We start from the raw sequence: 25,350 nt of genomic DNA, 5'->3' as shown, positions 1-25,350 counted from the left end.
TGGATCAATTTATGATTATTCCTGGCTCTTTTTCATCTCTGCCTCAAATGTGTTTTCCGTCATATGCGCCCGTAGAATATGAAGCAGCACTCCCGCTGCCCGCTCCATTGCTGCCGGATCAATGGAGGAATAATTCATGACATACGTATTTTCCTGCTTTGCCGCCTCCGCTGTGTCTGCGTAATAGCCGGAGAGCGGCTTTAATTTTACGCCGCGGGATTTCGCCTGCGTGACGATCTCCTCTTCTTTTTGATCGGTGCAAAGATGCATCAGGAAATGGACGCCTGCTTCTTCCTCTTCGATGGTTACGTAATCACCGAGCGGCTTCTTTTCAAGCGCCTGCAAAATCAGATCTCGTTTGTTCTGATAATAGTTCCGCAGCCGGTTGATATGTTTTTCGAAACTGCCGTTCTCAATAAACTCTGCCAGTGTGTACTGCTCAAAGTTGGAAACGGTACACGAATAAAACGACAGCTCGCGGTAAAATTTCTCTGCCAGTGTCTGCGGCAGCACCATATAGCTGATCCGTACCGTAGAAGCAAGTGTTTTTGTAAACGTATTCATATAGATGACCTTGTCCGATACATCGATGCTCTGCAGCGTTGGAAACGGCTTTCCGCCGAGACGCAGCTCACTGTCGTAATCATCCTCAATGATATAGTGATGCTCTGATTTTGCCGCCCAGCCGAGCAGTTCATAACGGCGGCTGACTGGCATGACTGTCCCAGTCGGAAAGTGATGGGACGGGGATGTATGAATAATATCAACCGATCTTTTTTCCAGCTCCTGCACCGAAACACCGTCCTGGTCGAGCGGCACTGGCGCGTACCGCACCTTCATACTCTCATAAATCCGCGCAATTTTGTGATACCCGGGATCCTCTACTCCATAAACAAGATCGTTCCCAAGAAGCTGAATCAGAATGTTATGCAGATACTCCGTTCCTGCGCCGACAATAATCTGCTCCGGCAGCACCTGCATTCCACGAAACTCGCGCAGATATTTTGCAATCGCACTGCGCAGCTTTAAAATCCCGGCGCACGGGGAATTGATCATCAGCTGGATCCGGTTATCATTCAGAACAGCACGCACCGTCCGCGTCCAAATTGTGAACGGAAAAATTTCGCTGTCCGTCTGATTGCTGGAAAAATCCGCAAAATAGGAAGTCTCCCCGTTTGCCACCTGCAGAATCTCTTTTGGCACCGCATCCCGCATGGAATCCTCAATTTCCAGCTCAGCCGCATAAAATCCGCGCTTTGGCATGGAGTACAGATAGCCTTCCGCAACAAGCTGCGCATAGGCATTCTCGACGGTAATGACGCTGATACCCAGATTTTTTGCAAACGTCCGTTTCGACGGCAGCTTCTCTCCAGGGCGGATGTTTCCCAGTAATATGTCGTTTTTGATACATTTATATAAATATTCATACAGGGAATCTGACCCTATATTCGCAAAATTATACGTCAGCATCCAACCGTTCTCCTCTCATCTGACCTTACTGAATATATTTGTTTTGGCAATTTTTTTATAGTCACTTTACCAGTATACTGTGAGGCATAACAAAAGTAAAGCCAAAACAGAAACAAAATTTATCACCTGATATTTATCAGGCAGGGAGGAGATTATTATGACAGCAACAAATGAGAGATACAAACTGAACAAAGAACTGGCACAGATGTTAAAAGGTGGTGTGATCATGGATGTTACCACACCGGAACAGGCCCACATCGCAGAGGAAGCTGGTGCCTGTGCCGTTATGGCACTGGAGCGGATTCCTGCAGACATCCGTGCAGCCGGCGGCGTTTCCCGTATGAGTGATCCGAAAATGATCCGCGGCATCCAGGAAGCCGTTTCCATCCCGGTTATGGCAAAATGCCGCATTGGCCACTTTGTAGAGGCACAGGTTCTCGAAGCCATCGAAATCGACTACATTGATGAGAGTGAGGTTCTCTCTCCGGCAGATGATGTTTACCATATCAACAAACGAAGCTTCAAAGTACCGTTTGTCTGCGGTGCAAAGGATCTCGGTGAGGCACTCCGCCGGATCAATGAGGGCGCATCCATGATCCGTACCAAAGGTGAGCCGGGAACCGGCGATATCGTACAGGCCGTCCGCCATATGAGAAAAATGAACAGCGAAATCCAGAAACTGACCTCCATGCGTGAGGATGAGCTGTTTGAGGCAGCCAAGGTCCTGCAGGTTCCGTACGACCTTGTTCAGTATGTTCATGACAACGGCCGTCTCCCGGTTGTCAACTTTGCAGCCGGCGGTGTGGCAACTCCTGCCGATGCAGCACTGATGATGCAGCTTGGAGCAGAGGGTGTGTTTGTTGGTTCCGGTATCTTCAAATCCGGCAACCCGGCAAAACGTGCGGCTTCCATCGTAAAAGCCGTTACCAACTACACCGATGCGAAACTGATCGCAGAACTCTCCGCTGATCTCGGCGAGGCTATGGTCGGCATCAATGAGCAGGAAATCGCCTTACTGATGGCAGAAAGAGGAAAATAATGAAAATTGGAGTGCTTGCACTGCAGGGTGCGTTTGCAGAACATGAAAAAGTATTAGAGCAGCTTGGCGCGAAATGCATCGAACTGCGGCAGGCCCGTGATCTTTCCGAGCCTTACGATGCGCTTGTACTGCCGGGCGGTGAGAGTACCGTTCAGGGAAAGCTCTTAAAGGAGCTTGGCATGTTCGATACCATGAAAAGCCAGATTGAAAACGGTATGCCGGTTCTCGCGACCTGTGCCGGTGCGATTCTTCTGGCCGAAAAGATCGAAGGACAGATCAAGGGACAGCCGGAACAGTATTTCGGCACGATTCCGATGTGCATCAGGCGGAATGCCTACGGCCGCCAGTTGGGCAGCTTCCACACAGAAGCACCGGTTGCGGGCATTGGAACAGTGCCGATGACGTTTATCCGTGCGCCGTATATCGCATCTGTGGGGGACGGCGTGGAAGTGCTCGCGGTTGTGGAAGAGCGGATCGTCGGTGTAAAATACAAAAACCAGATGGCCTTCTCCTTCCATCCGGAACTCGACCCGGATATGAGGATTCATAAGACATTTCTTTCGATGATCAGCAACGTATAAAGCAAAAGACTGTGCAAATGGTAAATTCATTTGCACAATCTTTTGCTCTGTTTTCGTACCGCAATGCAGCCTCACTGAATATCTTCCTTCTAACAACGTCAGGAGCTTTTGTATTATTCCGGGCAAAGTACAAATCGGCTTCGCCAGATATTTTCTTTTCCGTCAGCTTCCCATTGAATCAGAAACACAGTTTCCATTTTTCCTTGATGATCTCTATGAATGCATGGAATAATTTGAATCTTTTCCGGAGAAACACCATCTATTTTCAGAGTTCCCCTGTCACCGATTCGAATCCGGTCTTTTTCCCGACTTACGTTCTGCCGTGTGACAAGATTTTCCGTGAAGCCATTATCCAAAGGAGCGGTCTTCAGGCAATCTTTGATCTGAAGTTCACCGGTTTCCCTGCAAAAAACAGCAGTCCGTATCAGTTTTTTCCTGCTTTCTTTCTCATATGCCCCAGCAAAGGAAATCGAAATTTCTCCTGTCTCGGAGTAATTCACTGCATCGGCACGATATGTTTCCCCTTTGCACTGTTCCTTTCCATCCAAAATCGGAACGCTATGGCCACGTGAACTACAGCAGAGTACGGAATATCGTTCGGGGCCAAAATATGCTTTCGTGTATTCTCCGGCTCCAAGATCACTGATAATTTCTTCTTCCCCGATAAAATACAGAAAGCTGCCGACATCGTTATGATTGTGCGGCTCCCCGTTGTTTCCACCTTTGATTGCGAATGCGGTCTGATGCTTTCCAGTTGCAATTGCCCATTCGGCATCCGCCAGATAAGTAAACGTGCCGGAACATACCCGTTCCTCTGCAGCATTCTCGGAACCGTCCGACCTGCTTTTTAACACATTCAGATATTGCTTCGTCCAGATCCAGTCCCTATATGCGGCATTCCAGCGATAACACGGATCTTCCCCAAAATGCATTGCCCGTACCAGCGGCGGGATTTTAACATTTGGATCCAGCATTGCAAAATGGCAGGTAAGTCCCATCCGGTAACGGCTTTTGCTGTCTCCGTCAGAAAAGCTTAACGTATTTCCGCCCGGGAAATAGCATTTCTGCTGAAATTCCATGATTTTCCGCTGCTTTTTTCCATCCAGCAAGTCAGTTTTCCCGCCCGTTTTTTCTTTCAGAAGTTCCGCGAACATGGAAAAATAACTCATTCCATATTCCCAATAGCCAAGACCTTCCATGCAGGCGCCGTCCTCGCCGAAGCTCGCAAGAAAGCAGGAAAGATCCCGGGTCACGCGCGTCAAGATCTGTTCACAGTTTTGATTGATACTCTCGATGCTTTCCGCATTCGGAAAAAGAACAGGAAAAAGCTCAGATGCATAGCAGGCGGCTGCTCCTACGGATCCACAGCAAACAGCATTCCAGTTACTTTTACTCGTTTCCCACCAGAATGCACCGTTTTCCTGTATAAGAAACGGCTGCAACACTCTCCTGCTGCTTTCCTTCCAGATCCGACACAGTAACTCCGGCCGCAGATCGTTTCGAAGTAGAAACGCAATTTCCAGAAGTGACTGTGCAGTCTCGCACGCAAAAAGATCCAATGTAATCTTCCACTTTTCATCCTTTTTCCGCTTCACATGTGCCGGCAGCGCCCAGCAAGTTTCCGCACAAATCTGCTCCAGAACCCATTCCAGGCCGGAAAGATCCATAGAAATGTCCCTCTCTTTTGCAAACAATGCATTGAACGCAAAAGCAACGAGGTATTTCCGGCGTCCAAAGTAAGCTTCTTCATACCGCAGCCGGTTCCCCGTCTTTTCAAACAGAGAAAAAAGCTCCTCTGTCAAAACAGGGAAATCCAAAAGAGAAAGCGTTTCGGCTTCTCTTGAAAGCTCTGTTTCATATTAGAAAAGATACTGCTGCAATTCTTGTTCTGTTCTTCCGTTCATATATTTTTTCTCCGTAAACCTAGACAATCACTTCCATCATTTTTCCGGCTTCGTCAAACTCCAGCGGGGCCACGCAGGTTTCCCGGTGGAATCCCTTTCCCTCCGGATACTGCGCAAGCGGTGTGCCAAAACGATGGTAAGCAATCCAGTATGCATCTTTTCCAGGCACCTTACAGATGCTGTGATGACCCGTTCCAAGAACACCTTTTTGCACATCTTTCTGAAGAATCGTCTTTTCAAACCGAACCGGTCCGTACAGGGAATCGGACGTTCCATAGTTTACATGATAATTTTCACTTCCTGTATCATCACAGGACCAGGTAAAATGGTAAATTTCATCCCGCTTCAGAACCGTAACCGCCTCACGGAAATCGTACAGTCCTTCCAGATTTTTCATCGTCTCCGGAACAATATGCATCATATCCGGTGTCAGTTTTGCAATGGCCGCATAACCATTTCCAAACAGGAGATATGTTTCGCCGTTTTCCTGATAGATCGACGGATCAATCGTCTGACTCATCTGGATCTGATACGTTTCCATCATTTCCATGGTGATCATGGGTTCTGCTGCAGGCACAAACGGTCCCTCCGGATAATCAGATACTGCTGCTCCAATGCAGGATTTGCCATCAACACGCTTTCCACAGAAATAGTAGTAATACTTTCCATCTTTTTCTGCAATGCATGGCGCCCAGGCACTTCCTACCGCCCACGGAACATCTCCATCTGCCATGTCGAAAATATCAGCAGCCTTCTGAAATTTTCTCAGATCCTTCGATGCAAAAACAGAAAATTTCGTACCGGACCAGTCGGTAAAGCCATCCGTTGTCGGATACAGGTAATACGTTCCGTCAAAACAGGCAAGATCCGGATCTGCAAAGAGCCCTTCTACGACCGGCTTTTTGTGATCAAAAAATCGTTCCAGCAAGGCAAGCTCCTCGTCAGTAACTGCAAGAACGCCACCGTGGCGTTTTTTTGTTTTTCCAAGAGCATATTCCTTTTCCTTTAAAATACGGAATTTTCCCGAAGAAAGATCATCCGTTAAAAGAGGAAGATATCCTTTTCCCTCCGCAAACTGATCCGCAATCAGACACCATGTCTTCTGATCCGGTAGCAGATAACATTCCGGTCCTTCTACGCCAAACAGCGAAGAAAGTGTTTCTGATGGGATCTCCTGAAAATTGCCCGTCAGGGAGTCACAGGACTCCAACAGCAGACATTTATTCGTCTCATCCTTGGAAATCCGATAGTATACACCTTCTGATTCTACCATCGTTGTATCAATCACATGTTCTTTCCGCTCCATGTAAATAAATGGCTCGGAAAAACTTTGAAAATCAGATGTCCAGGATGCATAGATCCGCTGTTTGGCTTCCGTATCACCGGAAAGTTTTACCATAGATGCCCAGAAAACCAGAAACTGCTCTCTTTTTGAGTCATAGATTCCTTCCGGTGCCCAGACGCATCCGGCTCCCGGAACACCTATGGTACTGGCACGCTCCGCACTCCAGTGAACCAGATCCTTCGATTCCCAGACAATCAGATCACGGCTTCCGCGATATTGTGCCGTATCCCAGCCTTCTCCTGCTTCGATCCGTAAATCGGTTGCTATCAGATAAAATTTCTTCTGCTTTGGATCACGCAGCAGAAACGGATCGCGAACACCTTGCATTCCAAGATGAGAATATAAGACTGGCTGTCCGTCATTCAGATCCTCCCAGTGAAGTCCATCCCTGCTGATGGAAAAATAAATCTGTTCTCCATCCTTTTGTTCTCCGGTAAAATGTACAAATAAATAGCCTGCCATATTTTGTTCTCCTTATCTGCTTTTCATATAGTTCATAGGTGTCATTCCAGTCATTTTTTTAAAGACTTTACTGAAATAACTTTCATCGGAAAATCCGACTTTTTCGCTGACCTGCGAAATTTTAAGCGAAGTTGTACCAAGAAGCTCCTTGGCATGGGAAATTCTGACTTCCGTCAGGTACTGAAAAATCGTTTTTCCTGTTGTCTGACGAAAAATCCGATTTAGATAATCAAAGTTTCCACCAAGCTGCTCTTCAATCAATACTCCGGAAATTGGCTCGCGATAGCAGTTATTCAGATAATCCAAAAGATCATATATTTTCCGGTAGCTTCCGACCACTCCGGTTTTTTCCTGGGCAAGCGATGTTACAAACTGTCTGGAAACCAAAATCATCATCTCCAAAATCTGACAGGCACACAAATTGTAATAACCTTCCATACGATTTTTCTGACAGGTAATTCCATCATTGATTTTCTGCAGAATTTCAGAATAAGAAGAAGTGTCGGAAAGATGCATATATTTGGGCAACGCAAGAAGCGAAAGACTGACGCGTTCCTGTCCGGAAAGGGTACAGGAATCACTTTGCATGGACTGCGTTCTCTTTCTTAAAATTATCTCAGTTGTCTGCTCATTTGTCATCTTGTTTTTTTTTATGGATTTCTGATGGAAATGAATATAATGGTATTCACAATGTGTTGCTCTTTCCCCCACATGTATTTTATCCGGATCCAGAATTAAAAAATCCCCCGGTGTTAAATGATACCGTACACCATCCTCCAAAAGAAACATCTCACCCTGACGCACCAGATAAATAATGTATTCCAACGGCATTCTTCTTTTATGAATATACGGCGGTTCAATCACCGCCGTATCTGCCAGGCTAATTTCCGGTAGTTGACTGCTGTCATACTGATAATAAATGTTTTCCTTCATTCTTTTAGCCAAGATCCGGTTCATCGCAGAGTGTAATGATTCCCGGCACTTTTCCTTCTGTTTCAAAAATCAGAATCGTATTCGTTCCTTTTTTTAAAAGCGGACCCGGAATATATAATCGTTTCTGTGGCCCAATTTCCCAGAATCTTCCAATATTAAATCCATTTACAAGAATGCAACCTTTTCCCCATCCGGTAAAATCAAGGAAGGTATCTCCCGTCTCATCTGCTTCGAAGCTAAATTCATAAAATCCCGGTGTACCAGGAACGGATGGAATTGTAAAATCAAGATGTTCCAGATGTTCCATCGGAAGCGTATATTCTTTCCAATAATAGTGATTATGACCATTAACCTGTACGCTTCCATCAATCCCTTTTCTCTGTCTTTCGAGATTCGGACCGAAATTTACTCTTCCCATATTTTCCATCAAAATAGAAAGTTTCTGTCCTTCCGGTTTATTCTCCTCCCATTTTATTTCATCAAGAAGTTCTCTGTCATACAGTGTAACAGTTGGGATTTCATCCACAAAAATGTTAGCTCTGTCGTTAGCTCCCCACAGCCGCAGTGTTTCCAATGGCCCTTCATCTTTCAACTGGCTTTCGTATAAAATATATCCGTATCCCTGATCCAGTTTTTCCATTGACACCGGGTATACACTCTCCATCGCTTTACTAATCCGGTCTTTGTTTCCGAATAAAGATGTGCTTCTTTTGACACGAAGTTTTCCATATGATTTTCTGCGAATTTCTGTACTAAGTTTTACTTCCGGAATTTCGGTATATTTCCGGATTACATTCTGGAATGCCGTATACTTCGCCGTAATCTGACCGTCTTCCGTCAGCAGTGCATCATAATCATAAGAAGTAACATCCGGTGTCAGCTCATCATAGTAATTGGATCCATTCGTAAAACCAAAATTGGTTCCACCTTCAAACATGTAGATATTCACATGGCCCTCGGAAAGAATTTCGTCCAGATCTTTTGCATGTTCTTCTAAATCACCGGTCTGATGCGTTTCTACACCCCAGTTATCAAACCATCCAACCCAGAATTCCATACACATCAGCGGTTTATCGCCGATTTTCTTTTTCATGACGGCAAACTGCTCTTTTCCTTTGGAACCAAAATTTCCGGTCTGTAAAACACCTTCCACTTTTCCGCAGTCAAAAGCATCTCCCCAAGGACCATCCGATGTAACCATCGGCACTTCACAGCCGCAGTCAATCATCAGCTGTTTCATGTAATCCAGATACGATTTGTCATCTCCGAAATATCCATATTCATTTTCCACCTGCATCAGAATAACAGAACCGCCCCGTGTAATCTGAAGCGGTGCGATCACTTCAAATAATTTTTCATAATATTCTTTCACATGTTGTAGAAATGGCGGATAGAAACAGCGAAGGCGCATGCCGTCTTCCTTCAGCAGCCAGTATGGCAATCCGCCAAACTCCCATTCTGCACAAATATAGGGAGATGGCCGGAGAATCACCATCAAACCAAGCTCCTGGGCCAGTTTTACAAATCTGGTAATATCCAGAATTCCGGAAAAATCAAACTTTCCTTTCTCTTTTTCGTGAAGATTCCATGGAATATACGTTTCCACCGTATTGCAGCCCAGAGCTTTTAATTTTTCCAGTCGGTCGCGCCAGTATTCCGGCACAGTACGAAAATAATGCATACCTCCGGAAATGATTTTTACTTTCTTTCCGTCCAGATAAAAATCTTCTTTTACTTCAAACGTCTTCATAGTTCCTCCTGTTTCTGAAATTTCCATCTTTTTTATGTTAAAAATAATATGTCTGCCAAATTTCCCGTGACCGGAACGGAAACATTTGACTCGCAAAAGGGAGACACCAGAGGCATCATGTCTTTTCCGGTATCTCCCTTATCTTGCTTATCATGAAATCACAGAATTATCTGCCAGGTTTTGTCGCTAACCTTTCTTGTTCTACGGTCAAGTGAACACCTTTTTTATTCACCTCTTGTGAAATCCGGTGTTCCATTTTCCTCTACAAAAGCATCTAAATCTTTCTGAATTGCTGCCTTTACATCGTCATAACCGGCCGCTTTCAGTTCTTCTCTCATCTGATCGACAGTTGCCTTCGGATCATCTACCTGACCATATGCCAGCTGCGGGATATATTTTGCGAGAACATTAGCCAGTGCTGCCTGCTTTGCCTCAATTGCAGTTGTATCAACAATCAGGTTTTCAAATGGATAATCATAACCGATTTTATCCAGCGAACTGATCAGATCATCGGTTCCATCCCACCAGCTTTCATCCTGCAGTTCCAGATCATCATTACGTCCCATCCAGAAATTGGAATCCAGGGCATCTGTACTGGAATCAAATCCATCTGGTCTGCCCAGCTTGCCATCTTCTGTTACAATATAATCCTCACCTTCAATACCATAGTTTAACAGACGATAGCACTCTTCATCATTTCTTAACAGATCATATACCATCAGGGCGCGTTCCGGATGTGTGGAGTTTGCACTGATAGCACATGCACCATGCTCTTTCAGCGGATGCTGTACGTTCTGATTTTCTTCGCCCCAGTAATAGAACTGCGGATCGGAACCCGGCTGTTTCTTCTCCATATTCGGAACAATCGTAGAATAATAGGTCTGGGCATGATGCTGATCCGCACCGGTTGTTCCGGCATAAAACTCTTCTCTGGTGTCTCCGTCAAAGTTCAGGACATCTTTTCTCCATACACCCATGTCATTCCATTCTTTCATCAGCTCTGCCGCATCATAAAGGCTGTCATCCTCTACATACGGAGACATAACGGTTGTCGGATCGTCCTGCATAACACCCCAGAAGTCTGTGTAAATACCAACACTGGCGCAATTGAATGCCGTATATTCCTTTTTCGAAGTAATATAGCCGCCAAGAATACCTCCCGTCTGGTTTTTGCCAGCGATATCCCACGGAATAACATCTTCCTTATTATCTTTAATATACTGGAAATACGTCGTCAGATCTTCAAATTTTGTAATTTTTCCATTTTCCAGACCTGCTTCTTTTGCCCAGTCTCCACGATAGAACATACCATGGTTCGTATACTGTGTATAGTGATCTTCCGGTATGAAATAAATTTCATCGTTATATTTGCAGATATCCCAGTCTCCGTCTGCGGATACCTGTTCCCAGGTCTTTGGCGCATATGTTTTCAGCATATCCTCGGAAAGTGGAAGAAATGCGCCCTTCTTTGTATTTTCCCATCCGTACAGCCAGTCCGTTGCCGTACAAATCAAATCCAGACTGCTGTCTCCACTCAACAGCTTCAGATTATACTGTGTCTGCCAGTCTGTCCATTCTATGTACGTAAACTCGAGTTCTGCATTTACTTTTTCCGTCAAAATCGGATTCAGTTTGTCCAGCATGGCTTCCAGTCTGCCATTGGTCGGTTTGTTTCCCAGCACCAGCATGTTAATTACTTCATGCTTGGAAGTATCAATACTTCCATCTTCCTTTACGCTTGTGTTGCCGGATCCGCTGCTTTCGGACCCACTGCTTCCGCATCCTGCCATACTTGCAATCATCAGGGAAGCCATTACCAGTGCTACTGCCTTTTTACCTGTTACGCGTTTTCTCATAGCGTCCTCCTTCTTTTCCTGCTTTTTCGGAATTTTATGTGAATCCCCATCAAAACACAGGGGAATCTCACATCATACTTTTTCCATGGTCAGCCTTTGACCGCGCCTACTGTAATACCGGAGATAAAGTATTTCTGTACAAACGGATACAGAAAGATGATCGGTCCGGTTGCAACAACTGCTGTTGCCATTTTCAATGTGTTAGATGGAAGGTCTGCCACACTGACATTTGCACCTGCTACAGAGTTTTTCAGTGCATTTGCTGTATTGATGATCTGATATAAGTAGTACTGTAATGGTTTATAGGTTACAGAACTGTTCAGATACAGAGAAGAAAGATACCATTCATTCCAGTATCCCAGTGCCAGAAAAAGTCCTACCGTTGCAAGTGCCGGCTTTAACATCGGGAAAATCAGTGATACGAAAATTTTAAAGTCTCCCGCTCCGTCAATTTTTCCGGATTCTGTAATTTCATATGGTACCGATTTTGCAAAATTCTTCATCAGAATGATCAGCCACGGAGACATTAACAGCTGTAAAAATACTGCCATATAACTTCCGTTTAATTTCAGGTACCTGGAAACCCAGATATAGGTTGGTGCCATACCGGCGGAAAACAGTGTTGTAAAGTAAATAAAAAATGACAATGCATTTCGAAACGGAAAGTCCTTTCTTTGTAATGCATAACCGGTCATCGCAATGATAAACAGACCAACAACTGTTCCGCATACCGTCAGTGCAATGGTAACTCCGTATGAGCCAAGAATCATTTTAGGTGAACGAAATACCAGTTCATATGCACTCAGAGTAAACCCTTTGGGTAAAAGCCCAAATCCCTCTTTCGCTACAATACTCTCGGTACTGAAAGATGCAGAAATAACCAGGATAAATGGAAGTAAGCAGATGAGCGCCCAAATACTCACAAATACGTAGGAGATAATTCGTAAAGCTCGCGTCCCTGGATCCAGTTTGATTTTATTACGATTTTTCATTTTCTTCTCCTCCTAAAACAGTGCATAGTCCGGATCAAGTCGTTTTACCACCCAGTTGCTGAACATAACCAGAACAAATCCAAAAATAGACTGATACAAACCTACGGCAGAAGATGTTGCAAAGTTATTCTGTGTCGTCATTGTACGGTATACAAAGGTTTCAATGATATCAGTTGTCGGGAACAACTGTGAATTCGCACCACCTGTCAGGTTCCAGAACAAACCAAAGTTTCCTTTCATGATTCCGCCAAGCGCAAACAGAAGCAGAATGATAAAGGTTCCTTTCAGGGAAGGAAGAATGATGTAACGAATTCTCTGCCAGCTGGTAGCGCCATCTACCTCTGCTGCTTCTACCATACTGGAATCAATACCGCAGATTGCCGCGAAATAAACAACAGAACCATAACCTGTTTGCTGCCACATGTTACAGAAAATAATGATGAAGGGCCATAAACCAGCTTTGCTGTAAATCTGTATTGGGTCAGCACCCGTTTCACGAAGAAGTGCATTTAATGCACCCGTGTCATAATTCAGAATATTAAATGCGATCGCCCCAATCAGTACAGCAGAAATAAAATACGGAAGGAACATGATTGTCTGTGATACCTTTTTAAAAAATTTACTTCTGATTTCATTCAGCATAAGAGCAATTACGATCTGAAAAACATTTCCAAGAAGAATAAAAACCAGATTGTATAAAATTGTATTTTTCGTTAAAGTCCACAATTCACCGGAAGAAATCAAAAATTCAAAGTTTGATAATCCTACAAAAGGGCTTCCAAAAATACCATCCCGAAAATTGTAACTCGTGAATGCAATCCATACGCCCGGCAATGGGCAATAGTTAAACACGATAAAAAAGATGACTGCTGGCAAACACATCAGAAGAAGTGTTTTGTTGTTGCGAAAAGTCTTCCATGCTCGATTCTTTTTACTGGGGACAGCCGGAAGAGCTGCTGTCGTTTGGTTCCTTTTTCCTTTCACGTTGCGTTCCTCCTATTTTGCAGTTTGTGAAAATTTGTCTGCACATAATTTGCAGCCTTTATATGAAACCGTTTTCACGTTTTTCCAAAAATAAAAGTGATCATGATGAATGTATCTTTGCTTTTACTGCTTTTCCTGTATATTATAACGATAATTCCATCTAAAAAGCACTTAACTTATACATCTTTCCAAATCACATATCTTTTTAATTGGCACTTTCGTGAAACCCTTTTCATATTTCGTACTATACTCCTTCCGCTTTGATTTGTCAACTTGTTTTTTGTATAATTTGCTTTCTTTTTTTTAAAGCCATCTGAATTAGTTGACAATTTGACAAATCACCCCTTTATTCCTCTATGTATATCCACTTTTTTTCTTTCTGAAAACGCGCTATTTACCGCCATTTTGATCTGTCGGTATCTCTCTTACAAAAGCCAAAATCTGTTCCAGGATCAATATCACCATGTCTGCAAACATTCCAAAATTAGTGCAAAAAAATTCTTCTCTCTGATGGTCTTTTAAAATCAAAGAGAAGAATTATCTGGCTATATGAAATTACATGCTTCTGAATCGATAATGTGATATTATTGCAATATCGTGGATTCGCGTACGATTAAACGCGACACACATTGCTGAATTTTCGGAATCTCTTCTCCTGAAAGAAGTTTTACCGCAGACGCAGCCAGCATTTTTCCAAAAGAAGCATAATCATAGCAAACGCTGGTAAGCTTCGGGTTAACAATATCTGACAGAAAGGTTCCGTCAAAGCTGACAAGCGATATATCCTGCGGAACAGACAAATGATGTTCCTCAATACACCGAAGAATTCCAATTGCGCTGAAATCATTGATTGCAATTACGGCAGTCGGCATCGTACGATTTTCCTGAAAGAGCTTTTCCATACACTGGTACCCCCCTTCGATGTTGTAATCCGAATCCGTTACATAGCGTTCTCTGTATGTGATTCCATTTTTACGAAGCAGCATACGATACCGCATTCGTTTATCATATGTTGACCGGATGTGATTTTTCCCGCCGATCAGTGCAATATGCCGATGGCCAAGCGAAAAAAGATGCTCCATGGCAAGGTCTACACTCGCCATTTCATCAATGCATACCTGATAACAAAGAGATCCTTCTATTTTTCCAGTTGTAATAATCGGTGTAGTGTCTGTGATTCGATCAAGCAAATCCACATATTCCAAATCTGTAACGAGCTGGTCTGATTTTCCTCCCATTAAAATAATTGCATCCACACGCAGGTCAAACATCTTCTGCAAATACTGTTCTTCCATTTCATAACTGCTCTGAGATGAAAATATCATGGGAACATATCCACTTGCACCAATTTCCTTTACGCATTCGTCCACAAGCTGTGCATAAAAGGGATTCATCATATCCGCTGCAAGAATGCCAATGATTTTTGTTCTTGCATTTGTCAGCCCCTGTGCTAGCGCATTGGGGCGATAATCATATTTTTGTATGATTTCCTCCACTTTTTTTCTTTTTTCCTCGCTTACCCGGGCATTTTTCGTCATGACCCGAGACACCGTCGCCGGCGAAACGCCTGCTTCTTTTGCAATAGTATAAATGTTTTTTTCTTTTTTCATAAATCGCCCTCTTGAAACTCTTACTCTATTCCAATTTTTTGAAACCCTTTTCATTTCAAATTCAAGGATAGACTTTTTGCACGTAAAAGTCAATCCTAAAGTCGCTATTTTACAAAAAATCCCTCTCTTTTCCATGGATTTTTCAGATGAACTCTTTATAATAAAAACCATAGGAACGTATAAAAATTGAAATATCATGATAAAAACAGGAGGTTATAAATCTATGAATACCCAAACAATTTATCTCCATCATTCCTGGAAATTTCACTATGGCGAAGAGCCGGATGCCTGGAAAAAAGACTATGATGATACTGGCTGGACAGCTGTCGAGCTTCCACATGACTGGTCTGTTGCAATGCCATTTTCCAGATCCTATTCCAGCGGCACCGGATATGCAGCCGGCGGCATCGGATGGTATCGTGGAACCTTTTCCCTGCCTGAGAAGTATCGTGGAAAACGCATCGTGCTGCTGTTTGACGGTGTCTACAAAGAAAGCCAGGTCTGGTTCAACAGTTATTATCACGGCTTTCATCCCAATGGATACACACCTTTTTTCTATGACATAACATCCCAGGCTGTTTTTGGTACAGATGGTATCAATGAAATCAGCGTCCGTGTAGACCGGACAGAGATTTCAGATTCCCGATGGTTTACCGGTTCCGGAATCACAAGAAAGGTAACGCTCCTTGTTACAGATCTTCTTCACGTTACACCATATGGCACCTGCTTTTCCATAAACAGGGCAGATAAAATCTCAGCGGATCTTTCTATCACAACAGAGATCTGTAATATGGAAGATCAGGAAACCTCTTTTTCACTGGTCCAGTATCTGCGTGATCAAAATGGAAACACGGTGTTTTTCGCCGAGCAGAGAGCCACTCTTCTTCCTGGAGAAACCGCAAAACTAAAGACTGAAGGAACGGTAGCACAGCCAACACTGTGGTCTCCGAAACATCCATCTTTATATACACTCGAAACATGGCTCCACAAAGCCAAGGATGACTCCGCCTTTCTTGCAGACAAGTTCCGTGTAGGTATCCGCACCTTCCGTTTTGATGCCGATTATGGATTCTTTCTGAATGAAATCCCCATGAAAATTAAGGGGGTCTGCGTTCACCACGATGCCGGTGCACTCGGTGCCGCCGTTACAAAAGAAATCTGGATACGCCGCCTTGAAAAGCTCAAAGAAATGGGCTGCAATGCCATCCGTATGAGCCATAATCCGCATATGCCGGAACTGTACGATCTATGTGATGAAATGGGCTTTCTTGTTATGGATGAAGCATTTGATGAGTGGGAAGGGCCAAAAAACAAATGGTCTACCGGTCATAATGTTTATCCTCCAAAGCATCAGGGATATTACAAGTACTTTCCTCAGTACCAGAAAGAAGATCTGTCTGCTATGGTATTGCGCGACCGAAATCATCCAAGTGTAATTCTCTGGAGCATTGGAAATGAAATTGATTATCCAAATGATCCTTACTGCCATCCTCTGTTTCAGAGCATGACCGGAAACAATGATGCAAACAAGCCTGCCGCAGAGCGCGTATACAATCCGGATCGGCCGAATGCAGAGCGATTAAAAGCACTGGCTTCCATGCTTGCTTACGAAGTACGCGCAGTGGATCCTACGCGCCCGGTTACACTGGCTGCCGCTTTTCCGGAGCTCTCTGCAAAGATCGGTTTTCTGGATGCCCTCGATGTTGCCGGATACAATTATAAAGAACATTTATACGAGGAAAGCCACTGTGATTTTCCTTCGCTCCCATTTTTAGGCAGCGAAAACGGACATGATCTTGCTGCCTGGCATGCGGTAACCGAAAACGAATATATCAGCGGACAGTTTCTCTGGACAGGCATTGATTATATGGGAGAGGCACACGGATGGCCGCTTCGAGCTTCTGAAGCCGGGCTTCTTACGATGGCTGGCTTTGAAAAATCCGGGTTTTACCGGCGGATGAGCTTCTGGTCATCCAAACCGATGTGCCATCTTTCCACACAGCGGGCAGACTCCATGAGAGAAAGCTGGCAGCCATTATTCGAAAGCTGGAATTACTGTGATGGAGAAGATATCGAAGTCCGCTGCTACACAAACCTTTCCGAAGCGGAATTATTCTTAAACGGAATCAGTCTCGGCAAAAAGGAGGCTTCCTATACTGAAGATTCGATTCGCTGGATCGTTCCCTTTCAGCCGGGCACGCTGATGGTTCTTGCTTCTGGAAAGCTTGCGGCACAAAAGGGCGGGGCTTCCTGTACTTTTGAAGCAAAGGATGAGCTGAAAACGACTTCTATGCCTTGTGCCCTGCAGATCCGACCCTGGAAGCCGTCCAAAGAAAATTCCGCTGTTTTACCGGAAAATCCGCTTCTGCAGTTCGAAGTTTATGCCGCCGACAGAGATGGTGCTTTCTGCTTCGGAGATTCCTCCATGGTTCAGGTAACGACAGACGGAGGCGTCCTTCTTGGAATTGAAAACGGAAATGCTGCAGACTGCACCGAGTATGCTTCTTCCTGCCGCCGGTTGTACCATGGACGACTGATTTTCTATGTCCGCCGCTCTTTTGCAGATCACCCGGTTACCGTGCAGGTTTCTTCAGAACTGCTAAAATCCAATTCTGTTACTATTTTCTGAAAGGAGTAACGACAGACTTTATGTGGAAATCCTTTTACAATCCAGATCTGGGCAAAGTAGAAACGCCACAGGGAACGATGACTCTCCCAAAGATTTTTCTTCCCCTGTTTCTGGAAATGTTTTTGATGAATCTGATGAGCACCGTCAATACTTTTACTTTGTCCTTTTATTCCGATGAAGCAGTTGCTGCCGTTGGTTCCGCCGGACAGTTTATGGGCATGATTCTGAATTTCTATTCCGTAATCAGTACCGGTGCGTCCATCGTAATCAGCCAGAATCTTGGTGCCAAAAAGGAAAAAAATGCATCCGATGCTGCTTTCTGTGCGCTGTTTGCAGGTGCCGGGTTAAGCGTTCTCCTTGGTGCTACACTTTCGTTCTTTTCCATGCCCCTGATGCGGCAGATGAATTTATCCGGCCAGGTATTAACATATGCCTCTTCTTACCTGAGAATCTGCATTCGTGTTTCCTTTTTTGCCGCGTTCGTGTCCATCTGCAGTGCCATATTTAAAAGCTATGGAAAGCCCAAAATATCGGTATTTGTTACCCTTGGAATGAATGCGCTGAATGCCCTTTTAAATTATCTGATCGTCTTTCAGCCGGTCGAACTGCCGCTTCACGGCGTAGAAGGGATTGCCTGTGCCTATGCCTTCAGTGAGGGCTGTGCCGCTTTTACCATGCTTCTGCTGCTCCTGGTTCTTCCGCTTGGCCTTGACTTCCGTCATAAGTCCATACGCAGCAGTTTCCGGATTTTACCAAAAGTGCTTCAAATCGGAATTCCAGGCGGTATCAGTACGCTTTCCTATTCTGTATCCCAGGTAGTGACAACCTCCATTATTGCACTTGTCGGTGTGCAGGCTGTTTCCGCCAAAATTTATGTTTCCACACTTGTTTTTTACGTGTATGTCCTAGGCCTCTCCCTTGGTCTTTCGACCTCGTTGCTGATCAGCTGGCTTACCGGCGCCGGAAAATACGAACAGGCTTATCAGCTGAATTTGCAGAATTTAAAAATCACAATTTTGCTGAATGCCTGCCTATCCACGCTCCTTGCCTGCTTTGGTTCCGTGCTGCTGCGGATCTTTACAGACGATCCTGCGATCCTTTCGATCGGACATACCATTTTGTTTTTTGATATTTTCGTGGAAATTTTTCGAGGCTTTAATCACATTGAGGAAAATTCCTTGCGCGGAGCAGGCGATGTGGTTTTCCCTATGGGTGTTTCCATTCTCTCCTGCTGGCTGATGAGTGTATTCTTCTCCTATCTGCTTGGTGTAAAAATGGGATTCGGATTATTCGGATGCTGGATCGCTTTTGGCATGGATGAGGCGTTCCGTGGTGTAAATTATCTGATCCGGTGGCGATCACGCAAATGGATGAAAAAAACCGTTGTTATTTCTGAAGAAAATACAATCTGGCCTTAAAAGGCTCCAGCTTCTCGTTGATTTTTCATTCGAGAAGCTGGAGCTTTCCGCTGTTGTTCATCTGCCCTAAAGCATTTTTTTGTATTATTATTTGATACGTTTCAGTTCATACTGTCTCGTACCAAGACCAATTTTCTCTGCCTGGTCAAGGGTTGCCTGCCATTCAATGTTCGGGTTGGAATCCTTGAAATGATCGTGGTGGCAGTGCCATCCCGGCTCTGCAAGATGCTCGCCAAGCTGGCTGTTTTCGATCGGAGTTGCCTTCAGGCAGGCATCGGCACACGCCTGGTCAAGAGCAACCGGGTCGAAGCTTGCAAACATTCCGATATCCGGCAGGATCGGAGCATCGTTCTCCCCATGGCAGTCACAGTTCGGGCTGATATCCTGTACCAGAGAGATATGGAAACACGGACGTCCATGACAGACAGCCTGTGCATACTCAGCCATTTTCCGGTCGAGAAGCTCGTTTTCACTGCTGTTTGGATTATAAACCGCATCAAAACTGCAGGCACCGATGCAGCGGCCGCATCCTTTGCATTTGTCATAGTCAATGACTGCTTTTTTATCCACATAGGAAATTGCATCGCTTCCGCATTCTTTTGCACAGCGGTGGCAGCCACGACAGACATCCGTATTGATCGCCGGTTTTCCACTGGCATGCTGCTGCATCTTTCCGGCGCGGCTTCCGCATCCCATACCGATATTTTTCAGTGCACCGCCAAAGCCCGTTGCTTCATGGCCTTTGAAATGGCTCAGACTGATAAAAATATCTGCGTCCATGATCGCATGGCCAATCAATGCTGTTTTGCAGTATTCTCCGTTGACAACCGGAACCTCAATTTCATCGGTTCCTCGCAGTCCATCTCCGATGATAATCTGGCATCCTGTGGTAATGGTATTGAATCCGTTCAGATTTGCGCAGTCAAGGTGCTCCAGGGCATTTTTTCTGCTGCCCGGATATAACGTATTGCAGTCTGTCAGGAACGGAAGACCTCCCTGCTCTTTACAGAGATCTGCAACCACTTTCGCATAATTCGGACGAAGAAACGCCATGTTTCCCAGTTCGCCAAAATGCATTTTGATTGCAACAAATTTACCTTCCATATCAATGTCTTTGACGCCAGCAGCGATACAGAGTTTTTTCAGCTTGTCAAGCTGACTCGTTCCCACAGGACATCGAAAGTCGGTAAAATAAACCGTTGACTTTTCCATTCTGTTATTCCTCCTAATTTGTCCTTTTTTATCAGAATAGCACTTTAAGCTTACTTGAAGTCAAGTGTGATTGTAATATGCATGGATCCAGTCATGCACTTGTCTTTTTTCAGGATTTTTCGTATACTGAAGGTAGTTTTAAAAAAATCAGAGTACAGAGTAAACGAAAACCGTCTGTTTTCTTTTACTCTCTGGGAGGTCGCATTTATGATAAAGGCAGTATTATTTGATATGGATGGTATCCTGTTTGACACCGAGATTGTAATGAAAGAGGGCTGGCAAAAAGCTGCCCGGGAGCTGAATTTTACGCTCACGGAGGAACATCTTTCACAGATGCGCGGCAGCGCGCTTCCGCGGAGCAGAAAGCTGTTTGAGGAATGGTTTCACGGACAGGTGACATACGATGAAGGACGCGCAATCCGCACGGCGTATCTAAATGATTATATTCAGCGAAATGGTGTACCGGAAAAGCCGGGACTTCACGAGTTTCTTTCCTGGCTGAAGGAACATTCGATTAAAGTTGCGGTTGCCACTTCCACAACACGGCGCGTTGCGGAAGGATACTGGAAACAGTCCGGCATTGACCAGTATATCGATGCTTCGGTCTGTGGAGATGAGGTAATCAACAGCAAGCCGGATCCGGAAATTTTCTTAAAAGCAGCGTCTCTTCTGAAAGTTCCGATTGCTGCATGCATGGTAGCCGAAGACAGCATCAATGGTCTGAAGGCCGCGCGTGCAGCTGGTGCCATCTCCTGCATGATCCCGGATCTGACACCGTATACAAAAAAGCTTTTTCCATTTTGTGATTATGTGAGTCCTTCTCTTTTGGCCTGTAAAGAAATTCTGCTGCAGACTCCGGAAGCGGACAAACTGAAAAGCTGGAAGTAAAAAATCATACATAAATTCAATTATTTTACTGTAAGAAAATCCTCCACACAGAATCTTTCTGCTGCGGAGGATTTTCTTTAACACGTCTTCATCATCTGTTCGTTTATTCTATATCTACCGGCGAATCATACGATTCCATAACATTGTAGATCTGTTCTGCTGCTGTTGTACGCAGTTTCTGCTGTGTGCTCTGGTTTGCGCATTTTTCGTATTCACGCATAAAGGCAGTTGCTGCGGTGTCAACATCTTCGGCATTTTTCAGTCTGTCCAGCAGATTCGGATTGTAGTCGGAAAGGTAGGCCATCAGACTGTCGAGCTGGCCGGACAGGCTTCCAAGGCTCTTTCCAAGATCAATGGTATATCGGCACAGATACTCTTTGATCGTTGGATCTGTAAAACCACAGAGACCATATCCATATCTTCCGCCACTGTAAAGGCCAAAACGGGAACTTCGGATCACTTCGTCACGGGAAATGATTCCGGCATCAACAAGGTTCGTGTACTGCTCTCCGCTCAGGCTTGTGCGGCTGGTAGAGCCATACTCAAGCAGTGTCGGATTGAGGTCTGTGGATGCCTCGTTTGCAATATTTCCCATAATACCGGCGGCTCCTTCTTTTGTAAATCCGTGCATCAGGAAGTAATTCCAGATCTTTTCTGCGTTCGTTCCGCCGATTTCATCGTCGGCTGCAAAACGACGGATCGTCAGAATCGTGTCACAGTCCACCGGGCGGTCGCAGGTGATACCGGCGTTTTCATTCAGCGCTTCTACGATTTTTCCTTCTCCGTCATACAGCGCCACATGGCCATTATAGCAAATAACATCGCCTGCGCATGCCTCATCCAGGCTTGCAACCTCCGTTCCAAGGCTGCGCCATCCGCCGGAGGTCGTATATTCACCGTCGTACGCACCACAACGGGTCAGAATCTGCCATATAAAATGAGAGCAGTCAATACCGTCCGTCAGGGAGTTTCCACCCCAGACGTATGGTCTGCCAACGAACTGTTTTGCAAATGTGATAATACCGTTTCCGGTTGAGGTTTTTACTTCATAAACCGTTTCTTTTTTATAGGGAAAGGCTTCATTTTCAGACGGATCGATCACCTGATCCGCCAGTTTCATCTGATCCTCTCCGGTGCCGGTTACATATTCCAGCGCCTCTTTTCCCTGCTGCAGATAATCCGTACGGACAAAGCCGCGGACGTCGCCCGATTCAATATAAACCCACTCCTGATCCGCATCGGCGATCACAAAGCAGAGTGCCTTTGCCGGAAGTGTTCCCACGATCCGTGCGCTGGTGGAACCGCTTTCGCGGACGTTTAATCTGGTATCGACCTTTGCGTAGGCGTACGCTTTGTCGACCTGTGCGAAACCTGCGCGGAGATCTTTTTTCATGGAGCTGATATATTTTCCGTAATCAATCGTCTGAATCCAGTCATCCGCCTGTGTCTCATCATTTTTCGGTGTTTCTGTCGGTGCTGGTGCAGGCGTCTCGGTTGGCACCGGGGTTTCAGTTGGTTCCGGGGTTTCGGACGGGGCTGGAGTCGGCGTTTCACTTGGGGATGGCGTTACCGACGGTTCTGGAGTTTCGCCTGGAGTTGGTTCCGGGGTTTCACTTGGAGATGGCTCCGGCATCTCGCCTGGATTCGGGTCTTCCGGTGTCTCCGTTGGATTCGGATCCTCTGTCGGTTCTGGCGTTTCCGGTACTTCTGGCTCCTCTGTGGAAGCGGCATTTTCATCCTGAGATGGTACGGACGGTTCTTCTGCTGGTGTCTCGGTTTCCTGTGTTTCTACAGCCGTAACAACGGCTTCTTCTGTGTTTCCGTTTTCCGTTTCACTTTGCATGGCCGGTGCATCCGCCTGATCTTTCTGCGTTTCCTGCACCGTTTTCGCTGTCTCCTCTGCATGCGCCGGTGCAGCCGAACCGAGAAGCATTCCGGCTGCCACGCCGAACGCTGTTACCGTTGTGCCAAATTTTTTCTTTGAAATCATATATGTTTTGCTCTCCTCTCTGCTGTTTGTCGATTTCTGCCTGCCATTTTCTGCTTTTGAGGCCGTTCGGATGAAATCACAAAAACGTATCGTTCCTGTAAAGTCTGGCCTCTTTTTTTGAAGATAAACCAAAAATGATATCATTTATTTTCATTGTGCAAAAATTTCACGTATTTTCTATATTGTATCACAGACAACAGCAGATGCAAAGAAACAAATCACATATTGAGGAATTTTTCTGTTTAACGCGTGAAATTGAGAGAGATTCTCTGTAAATTCTCAGGAACCGGACGGAATGCGGACCAGCAGCCGTTTTCCATTCTGCTCTGATACCGTCAGAACCGGAATATGTTTTTTGCGGAGCTGGTGCATGACCGGATAGGCCGCAAAGAGATCACCGCTGACACAGACAGCCTCCGGCTTTTCTTTTAACAGGTCCGACAGGTATTCCCGCAGGCGTATCTTCCATTCTGCTTTTTCAAGTGATGACACGGCATAACTGCCACAGATGTTCAGTTCCGGGGCCTCCAGCAGCGGTTTATGAAGAATAACTGCATGCTCCATGCCCGGCATCTGCCGCAAAAGCGCGTCATCCGCATCAATCGCATCGGTACCGATGTGGATCAGAACCGGTGCTTTTGGCATTCCCGTAAGGCTGATGCGACAGGCAGCGACGGCATCGTCAAGCGTTTCTGCGGTGAGAAGAAATCCTCCTTTGTGGCAGAAAGACACATCGGAAAGCCCCGTCGCTTCCTGCAGTGCTTCTTTTTCCAGACCAAGCCATGTTTCCGGAAAATCATACTTGTAATTGAATGAATTTTCTTTTCGAACCGGCTGCACGCAGTAACCGCCGCGGTTCGATGGGAATATCAGAAATGCAATTTCAGTCGCGGAAAGCTGTTTCTGACATGGAAAAAATTCCGACAGAATCTGAATCTTTTCATCCATTGTTCCTGCCTTTTTCTCCGCTGCGATCCGCTTCCTGTGTTCGGCAAGAAGAGCTGCAAACTGCTGCTCCGCCCGCTCATCCGCACGAAAACGCTCCCATTTATGTTCCAAAATCCGTCCGGCCACTGCCACCGCTTCCAGGAAAGCAGCATCGCTTCCGCTGTTATCATCCCATACCGGATTGAACATGCCGATCATACTGGCGAGTTCATTCTTTTCTCCTGTATTATCATTGAGATCGAGCGGCTGTACAAACTTCTCGTCAAACCGCGCGGCCATCTCCGGACTTAAAATTTCTGTGCCAAGTGCCTCCCATAAAAGGCCAAACGCCGCGTACGGAACCTGGTTTTCCCGGATCCGGCTGTCTTTCTGGTGATGGTCGTATTCTCCTCTTCCAATATCAAAAACAATCCCGTCAAAATCCTCCGGCACACGATTTCCGCGCTGGATGGTAAGCTGCGGATTAAAATGCAGAAGCAGTGCCGCAGAGAACACATCATCCGCATGAAATTTTCCGCCGTGCGTAAAAGCAGCGGCATGTTCTTTTTGTATCTGTTCTAATAATGTCATAAAATTCCAACTTCCTTTTTCTTAAGATCTGCTCTATTTTACTCTATCTGGCGGCTGTTTCGCAACGGTTCTATGTAAAGAAAAGCTTGAAAATTTCCTGGCGCGTATTTATTAAAAATCATTTCCGTAGTCTGCACACTTATCTACGAAAATTCTTTTGTGGGTATTTGGAAAATCAAAATGAGCGGCTCCTCTTCCAAGGTTCCGCTCATTTTGATTTTTCTTCCTTTCATACCTGAATCCGGTCTGCAGCTGCATCACACATTGCAATCCGTTTTCCATCCATGCCAAGGATCAATCCACCGTTTATTCTCTGGATGACCTGTACGGTGCTGCCTTCTTTGATTTTACGGCTTCGGAGGAAATCCAGAACATCAGGGATTCCAAACATCCATTTGATGGTACAGATATCACCGGTTTTTTTCTTTGAAAGTGCCTGCATGGTATCCCTCCTTTTTACTTTTTCTATATTGTATTCCCTGAGGAAATATTTAGTCAATAAGAACAATTGGGATACGCTTCTAACTAAAGTTTGTGTGCAAAGCGCTAGAGTGTGTTTGAAAAAGGCTTTTCGTAGTCTGCATGTTCCAATTTGTGGGAGATTTTGTCTGAATGAAGGAGGCGTAGCGGGCTACGGCGACTGAATGAGGGCAAAATATACCGCAAAGCGGGGCGTGCAGGCTGCGGAAATGGTTTTTCAAACACACTCTAGTTTGTGAACCTCACATGACTAAAGTCACGTGCTTCAGACCGCTTTAGGCGGCAGACA

At 45.2% G+C, this 25,350-nt stretch carries 18 protein-coding genes and 2 pseudogenes; 6 read left to right on the top strand and 14 right to left on the bottom strand.

Features of this window, described 5'->3' with window-relative positions; all coding sequences use genetic code 11:
• Window positions 1-15: 15 nt before the first annotated feature.
• Window positions 16-1,470 (bottom strand): MocR-like pyridoxine biosynthesis transcription factor PdxR, encoded by a 1,455-nt coding sequence (gene pdxR, locus DW642_RS00095; protein ID WP_117508913.1) that lies wholly within the window; start codon window positions 1,468-1,470, stop codon window positions 16-18.
• Window positions 1,471-1,627: 157 nt separating this feature from the next.
• Between pdxR and pdxS the strand changes: the two genes are divergently transcribed.
• Window positions 1,628-2,509, top strand: coding sequence for a pyridoxal 5'-phosphate synthase lyase subunit PdxS (pdxS, locus tag DW642_RS00090; protein ID WP_117508912.1), 882 nt, complete (start codon window positions 1,628-1,630; stop codon window positions 2,507-2,509).
• Complete coding sequence (pdxT, locus tag DW642_RS00085) at window positions 2,509-3,090, top strand: pyridoxal 5'-phosphate synthase glutaminase subunit PdxT (protein ID WP_117508911.1); 582 nt, start codon at window positions 2,509-2,511, stop codon at window positions 3,088-3,090. The genes pdxS and pdxT overlap by 1 nt, the downstream gene beginning before the upstream one ends.
• A gap of 113 nt (window positions 3,091-3,203) precedes the next feature.
• Here the strand turns inward: pdxT and DW642_RS00080 are convergent, their stop codons facing one another.
• The 8 genes from DW642_RS00080 to DW642_RS00045 all read right to left on the bottom strand — a co-directional run bounded on the left by DW642_RS00080 (window position 3,204) and on the right by DW642_RS00045 (window position 15,061).
• Window positions 3,204-4,892 (bottom strand): heparinase II/III domain-containing protein, encoded by a 1,689-nt coding sequence (locus DW642_RS00080; RefSeq protein WP_117508910.1) that lies wholly within the window; start codon window positions 4,890-4,892, stop codon window positions 3,204-3,206.
• A gap of 121 nt (window positions 4,893-5,013) precedes the next feature.
• Window positions 5,014-6,801: a family 43 glycosylhydrolase gene (locus DW642_RS16095; RefSeq protein WP_117508909.1), complete on the bottom strand. Its 1,788-nt coding sequence runs from the start codon at window positions 6,799-6,801 to the stop codon at window positions 5,014-5,016.
• Between the two features lie 12 nt (window positions 6,802-6,813).
• Window positions 6,814-7,746: an AraC family transcriptional regulator gene (locus DW642_RS00070; RefSeq protein ID WP_158554945.1), complete on the bottom strand. Its 933-nt coding sequence runs from the start codon at window positions 7,744-7,746 to the stop codon at window positions 6,814-6,816.
• Complete coding sequence (locus DW642_RS00065) at window positions 7,739-9,484, bottom strand: glycoside hydrolase family 35 protein (RefSeq protein ID WP_117508907.1); 1,746 nt, start codon at window positions 9,482-9,484, stop codon at window positions 7,739-7,741. Before DW642_RS00065 ends, DW642_RS00070 begins: the two co-directional genes overlap by 8 nt.
• 224 nt (window positions 9,485-9,708) lie before the next feature.
• Window positions 9,709-11,340 (bottom strand): extracellular solute-binding protein, encoded by a 1,632-nt coding sequence (locus tag DW642_RS00060; RefSeq protein ID WP_117508906.1) that lies wholly within the window; start codon window positions 11,338-11,340, stop codon window positions 9,709-9,711.
• An 89-nt stretch (window positions 11,341-11,429) separates the two neighbouring features.
• Entirely contained in the window at window positions 11,430-12,332 is a 903-nt protein-coding gene (locus DW642_RS00055) for a carbohydrate ABC transporter permease (RefSeq protein WP_117508905.1), read from the bottom strand.
• A gap of 12 nt (window positions 12,333-12,344) precedes the next feature.
• Entirely contained in the window at window positions 12,345-13,214 is an 870-nt protein-coding gene (locus DW642_RS00050) for an ABC transporter permease (RefSeq protein WP_118700447.1), read from the bottom strand.
• A 686-nt stretch (window positions 13,215-13,900) separates the two neighbouring features.
• A complete protein-coding gene (locus DW642_RS00045; RefSeq protein ID WP_242991094.1) occupies window positions 13,901-15,061 on the bottom strand; it encodes a LacI family DNA-binding transcriptional regulator in 1,161 nt (386 codons plus the stop codon).
• 88 nt (window positions 15,062-15,149) lie between these two features.
• Here DW642_RS00045 and DW642_RS00040 point away from each other — a divergent pair, with 88 nt between their 5' ends.
• Together DW642_RS00040 and DW642_RS00035 are read left to right on the top strand one after the other, a co-directional pair.
• Window positions 15,150-17,555 (top strand): glycoside hydrolase family 2 TIM barrel-domain containing protein, encoded by a 2,406-nt coding sequence (locus DW642_RS00040; RefSeq protein WP_117508902.1) that lies wholly within the window; start codon window positions 15,150-15,152, stop codon window positions 17,553-17,555.
• 20 nt (window positions 17,556-17,575) lie between these two features.
• The gene (locus DW642_RS00035) at window positions 17,576-18,973 is read left to right on the top strand and encodes an MATE family efflux transporter (protein ID WP_117508901.1); all 1,398 of its coding nucleotides are present in this window, start codon (window positions 17,576-17,578) and stop codon (window positions 18,971-18,973) included.
• Window positions 18,974-19,060: 87 nt separating this feature from the next.
• On the opposite strand, the gene DW642_RS00030 is transcribed toward DW642_RS00035, so the two are convergent.
• Complete coding sequence (locus DW642_RS00030; RefSeq protein WP_117508900.1) at window positions 19,061-20,185, bottom strand: DUF362 domain-containing protein; 1,125 nt, start codon at window positions 20,183-20,185, stop codon at window positions 19,061-19,063.
• A gap of 207 nt (window positions 20,186-20,392) precedes the next feature.
• Between DW642_RS00030 and DW642_RS00025 the strand changes: the two genes are divergently transcribed.
• Window positions 20,393-21,073, top strand: a complete 681-nt coding sequence (locus DW642_RS00025) for an HAD family hydrolase (RefSeq protein WP_117508899.1) — start codon at window positions 20,393-20,395, stop codon at window positions 21,071-21,073.
• Window positions 21,074-21,176: 103 nt separating this feature from the next.
• Here DW642_RS00025 and DW642_RS00020 read toward each other — a convergent pair whose 3' ends face one another.
• The 4 genes and pseudogenes from DW642_RS00020 to DW642_RS16605 all read right to left on the bottom strand — a co-directional run.
• The gene (locus tag DW642_RS00020) at window positions 21,177-23,063 is read right to left on the bottom strand and encodes a phage tail tip lysozyme (protein WP_117508898.1); all 1,887 of its coding nucleotides are present in this window, start codon (window positions 23,061-23,063) and stop codon (window positions 21,177-21,179) included.
• A gap of 279 nt (window positions 23,064-23,342) precedes the next feature.
• Window positions 23,343-24,581 (bottom strand): MYG1 family protein, encoded by a 1,239-nt coding sequence (locus DW642_RS00015; RefSeq protein WP_117508897.1) that lies wholly within the window; start codon window positions 24,579-24,581, stop codon window positions 23,343-23,345.
• Between the two features lie 229 nt (window positions 24,582-24,810).
• Window positions 24,811-25,023: a ferrous iron transport protein A gene (locus DW642_RS00010; RefSeq protein WP_022461118.1), complete on the bottom strand. Its 213-nt coding sequence runs from the start codon at window positions 25,021-25,023 to the stop codon at window positions 24,811-24,813.
• A 79-nt stretch (window positions 25,024-25,102) separates the two neighbouring features.
• Window positions 25,103-25,222, bottom strand: a pseudogene (locus DW642_RS16605) (DUF6783 domain-containing protein); the annotation flags it as partial.
• On the opposite strand from DW642_RS16605, the pseudogene DW642_RS16600 reads away from it, so the two are divergent.
• Window positions 25,172-25,300, top strand: a pseudogene (locus DW642_RS16600) (DUF6783 domain-containing protein). The pseudogenes DW642_RS16605 and DW642_RS16600 overlap by 51 nt on opposite strands.
• Window positions 25,301-25,350 lie beyond the last annotated feature (50 nt).

The organism is Blautia sp. AM23-13AC, assembly GCF_003435675.1.
Lineage (GTDB): Bacteria > Bacillota > Clostridia > Lachnospirales > Lachnospiraceae > Fusicatenibacter > Fusicatenibacter saccharivorans.
The sequence above is the reverse complement of the archived record's forward strand: the minus strand, read 5'-3'. Positions and strand labels throughout refer to the sequence as shown.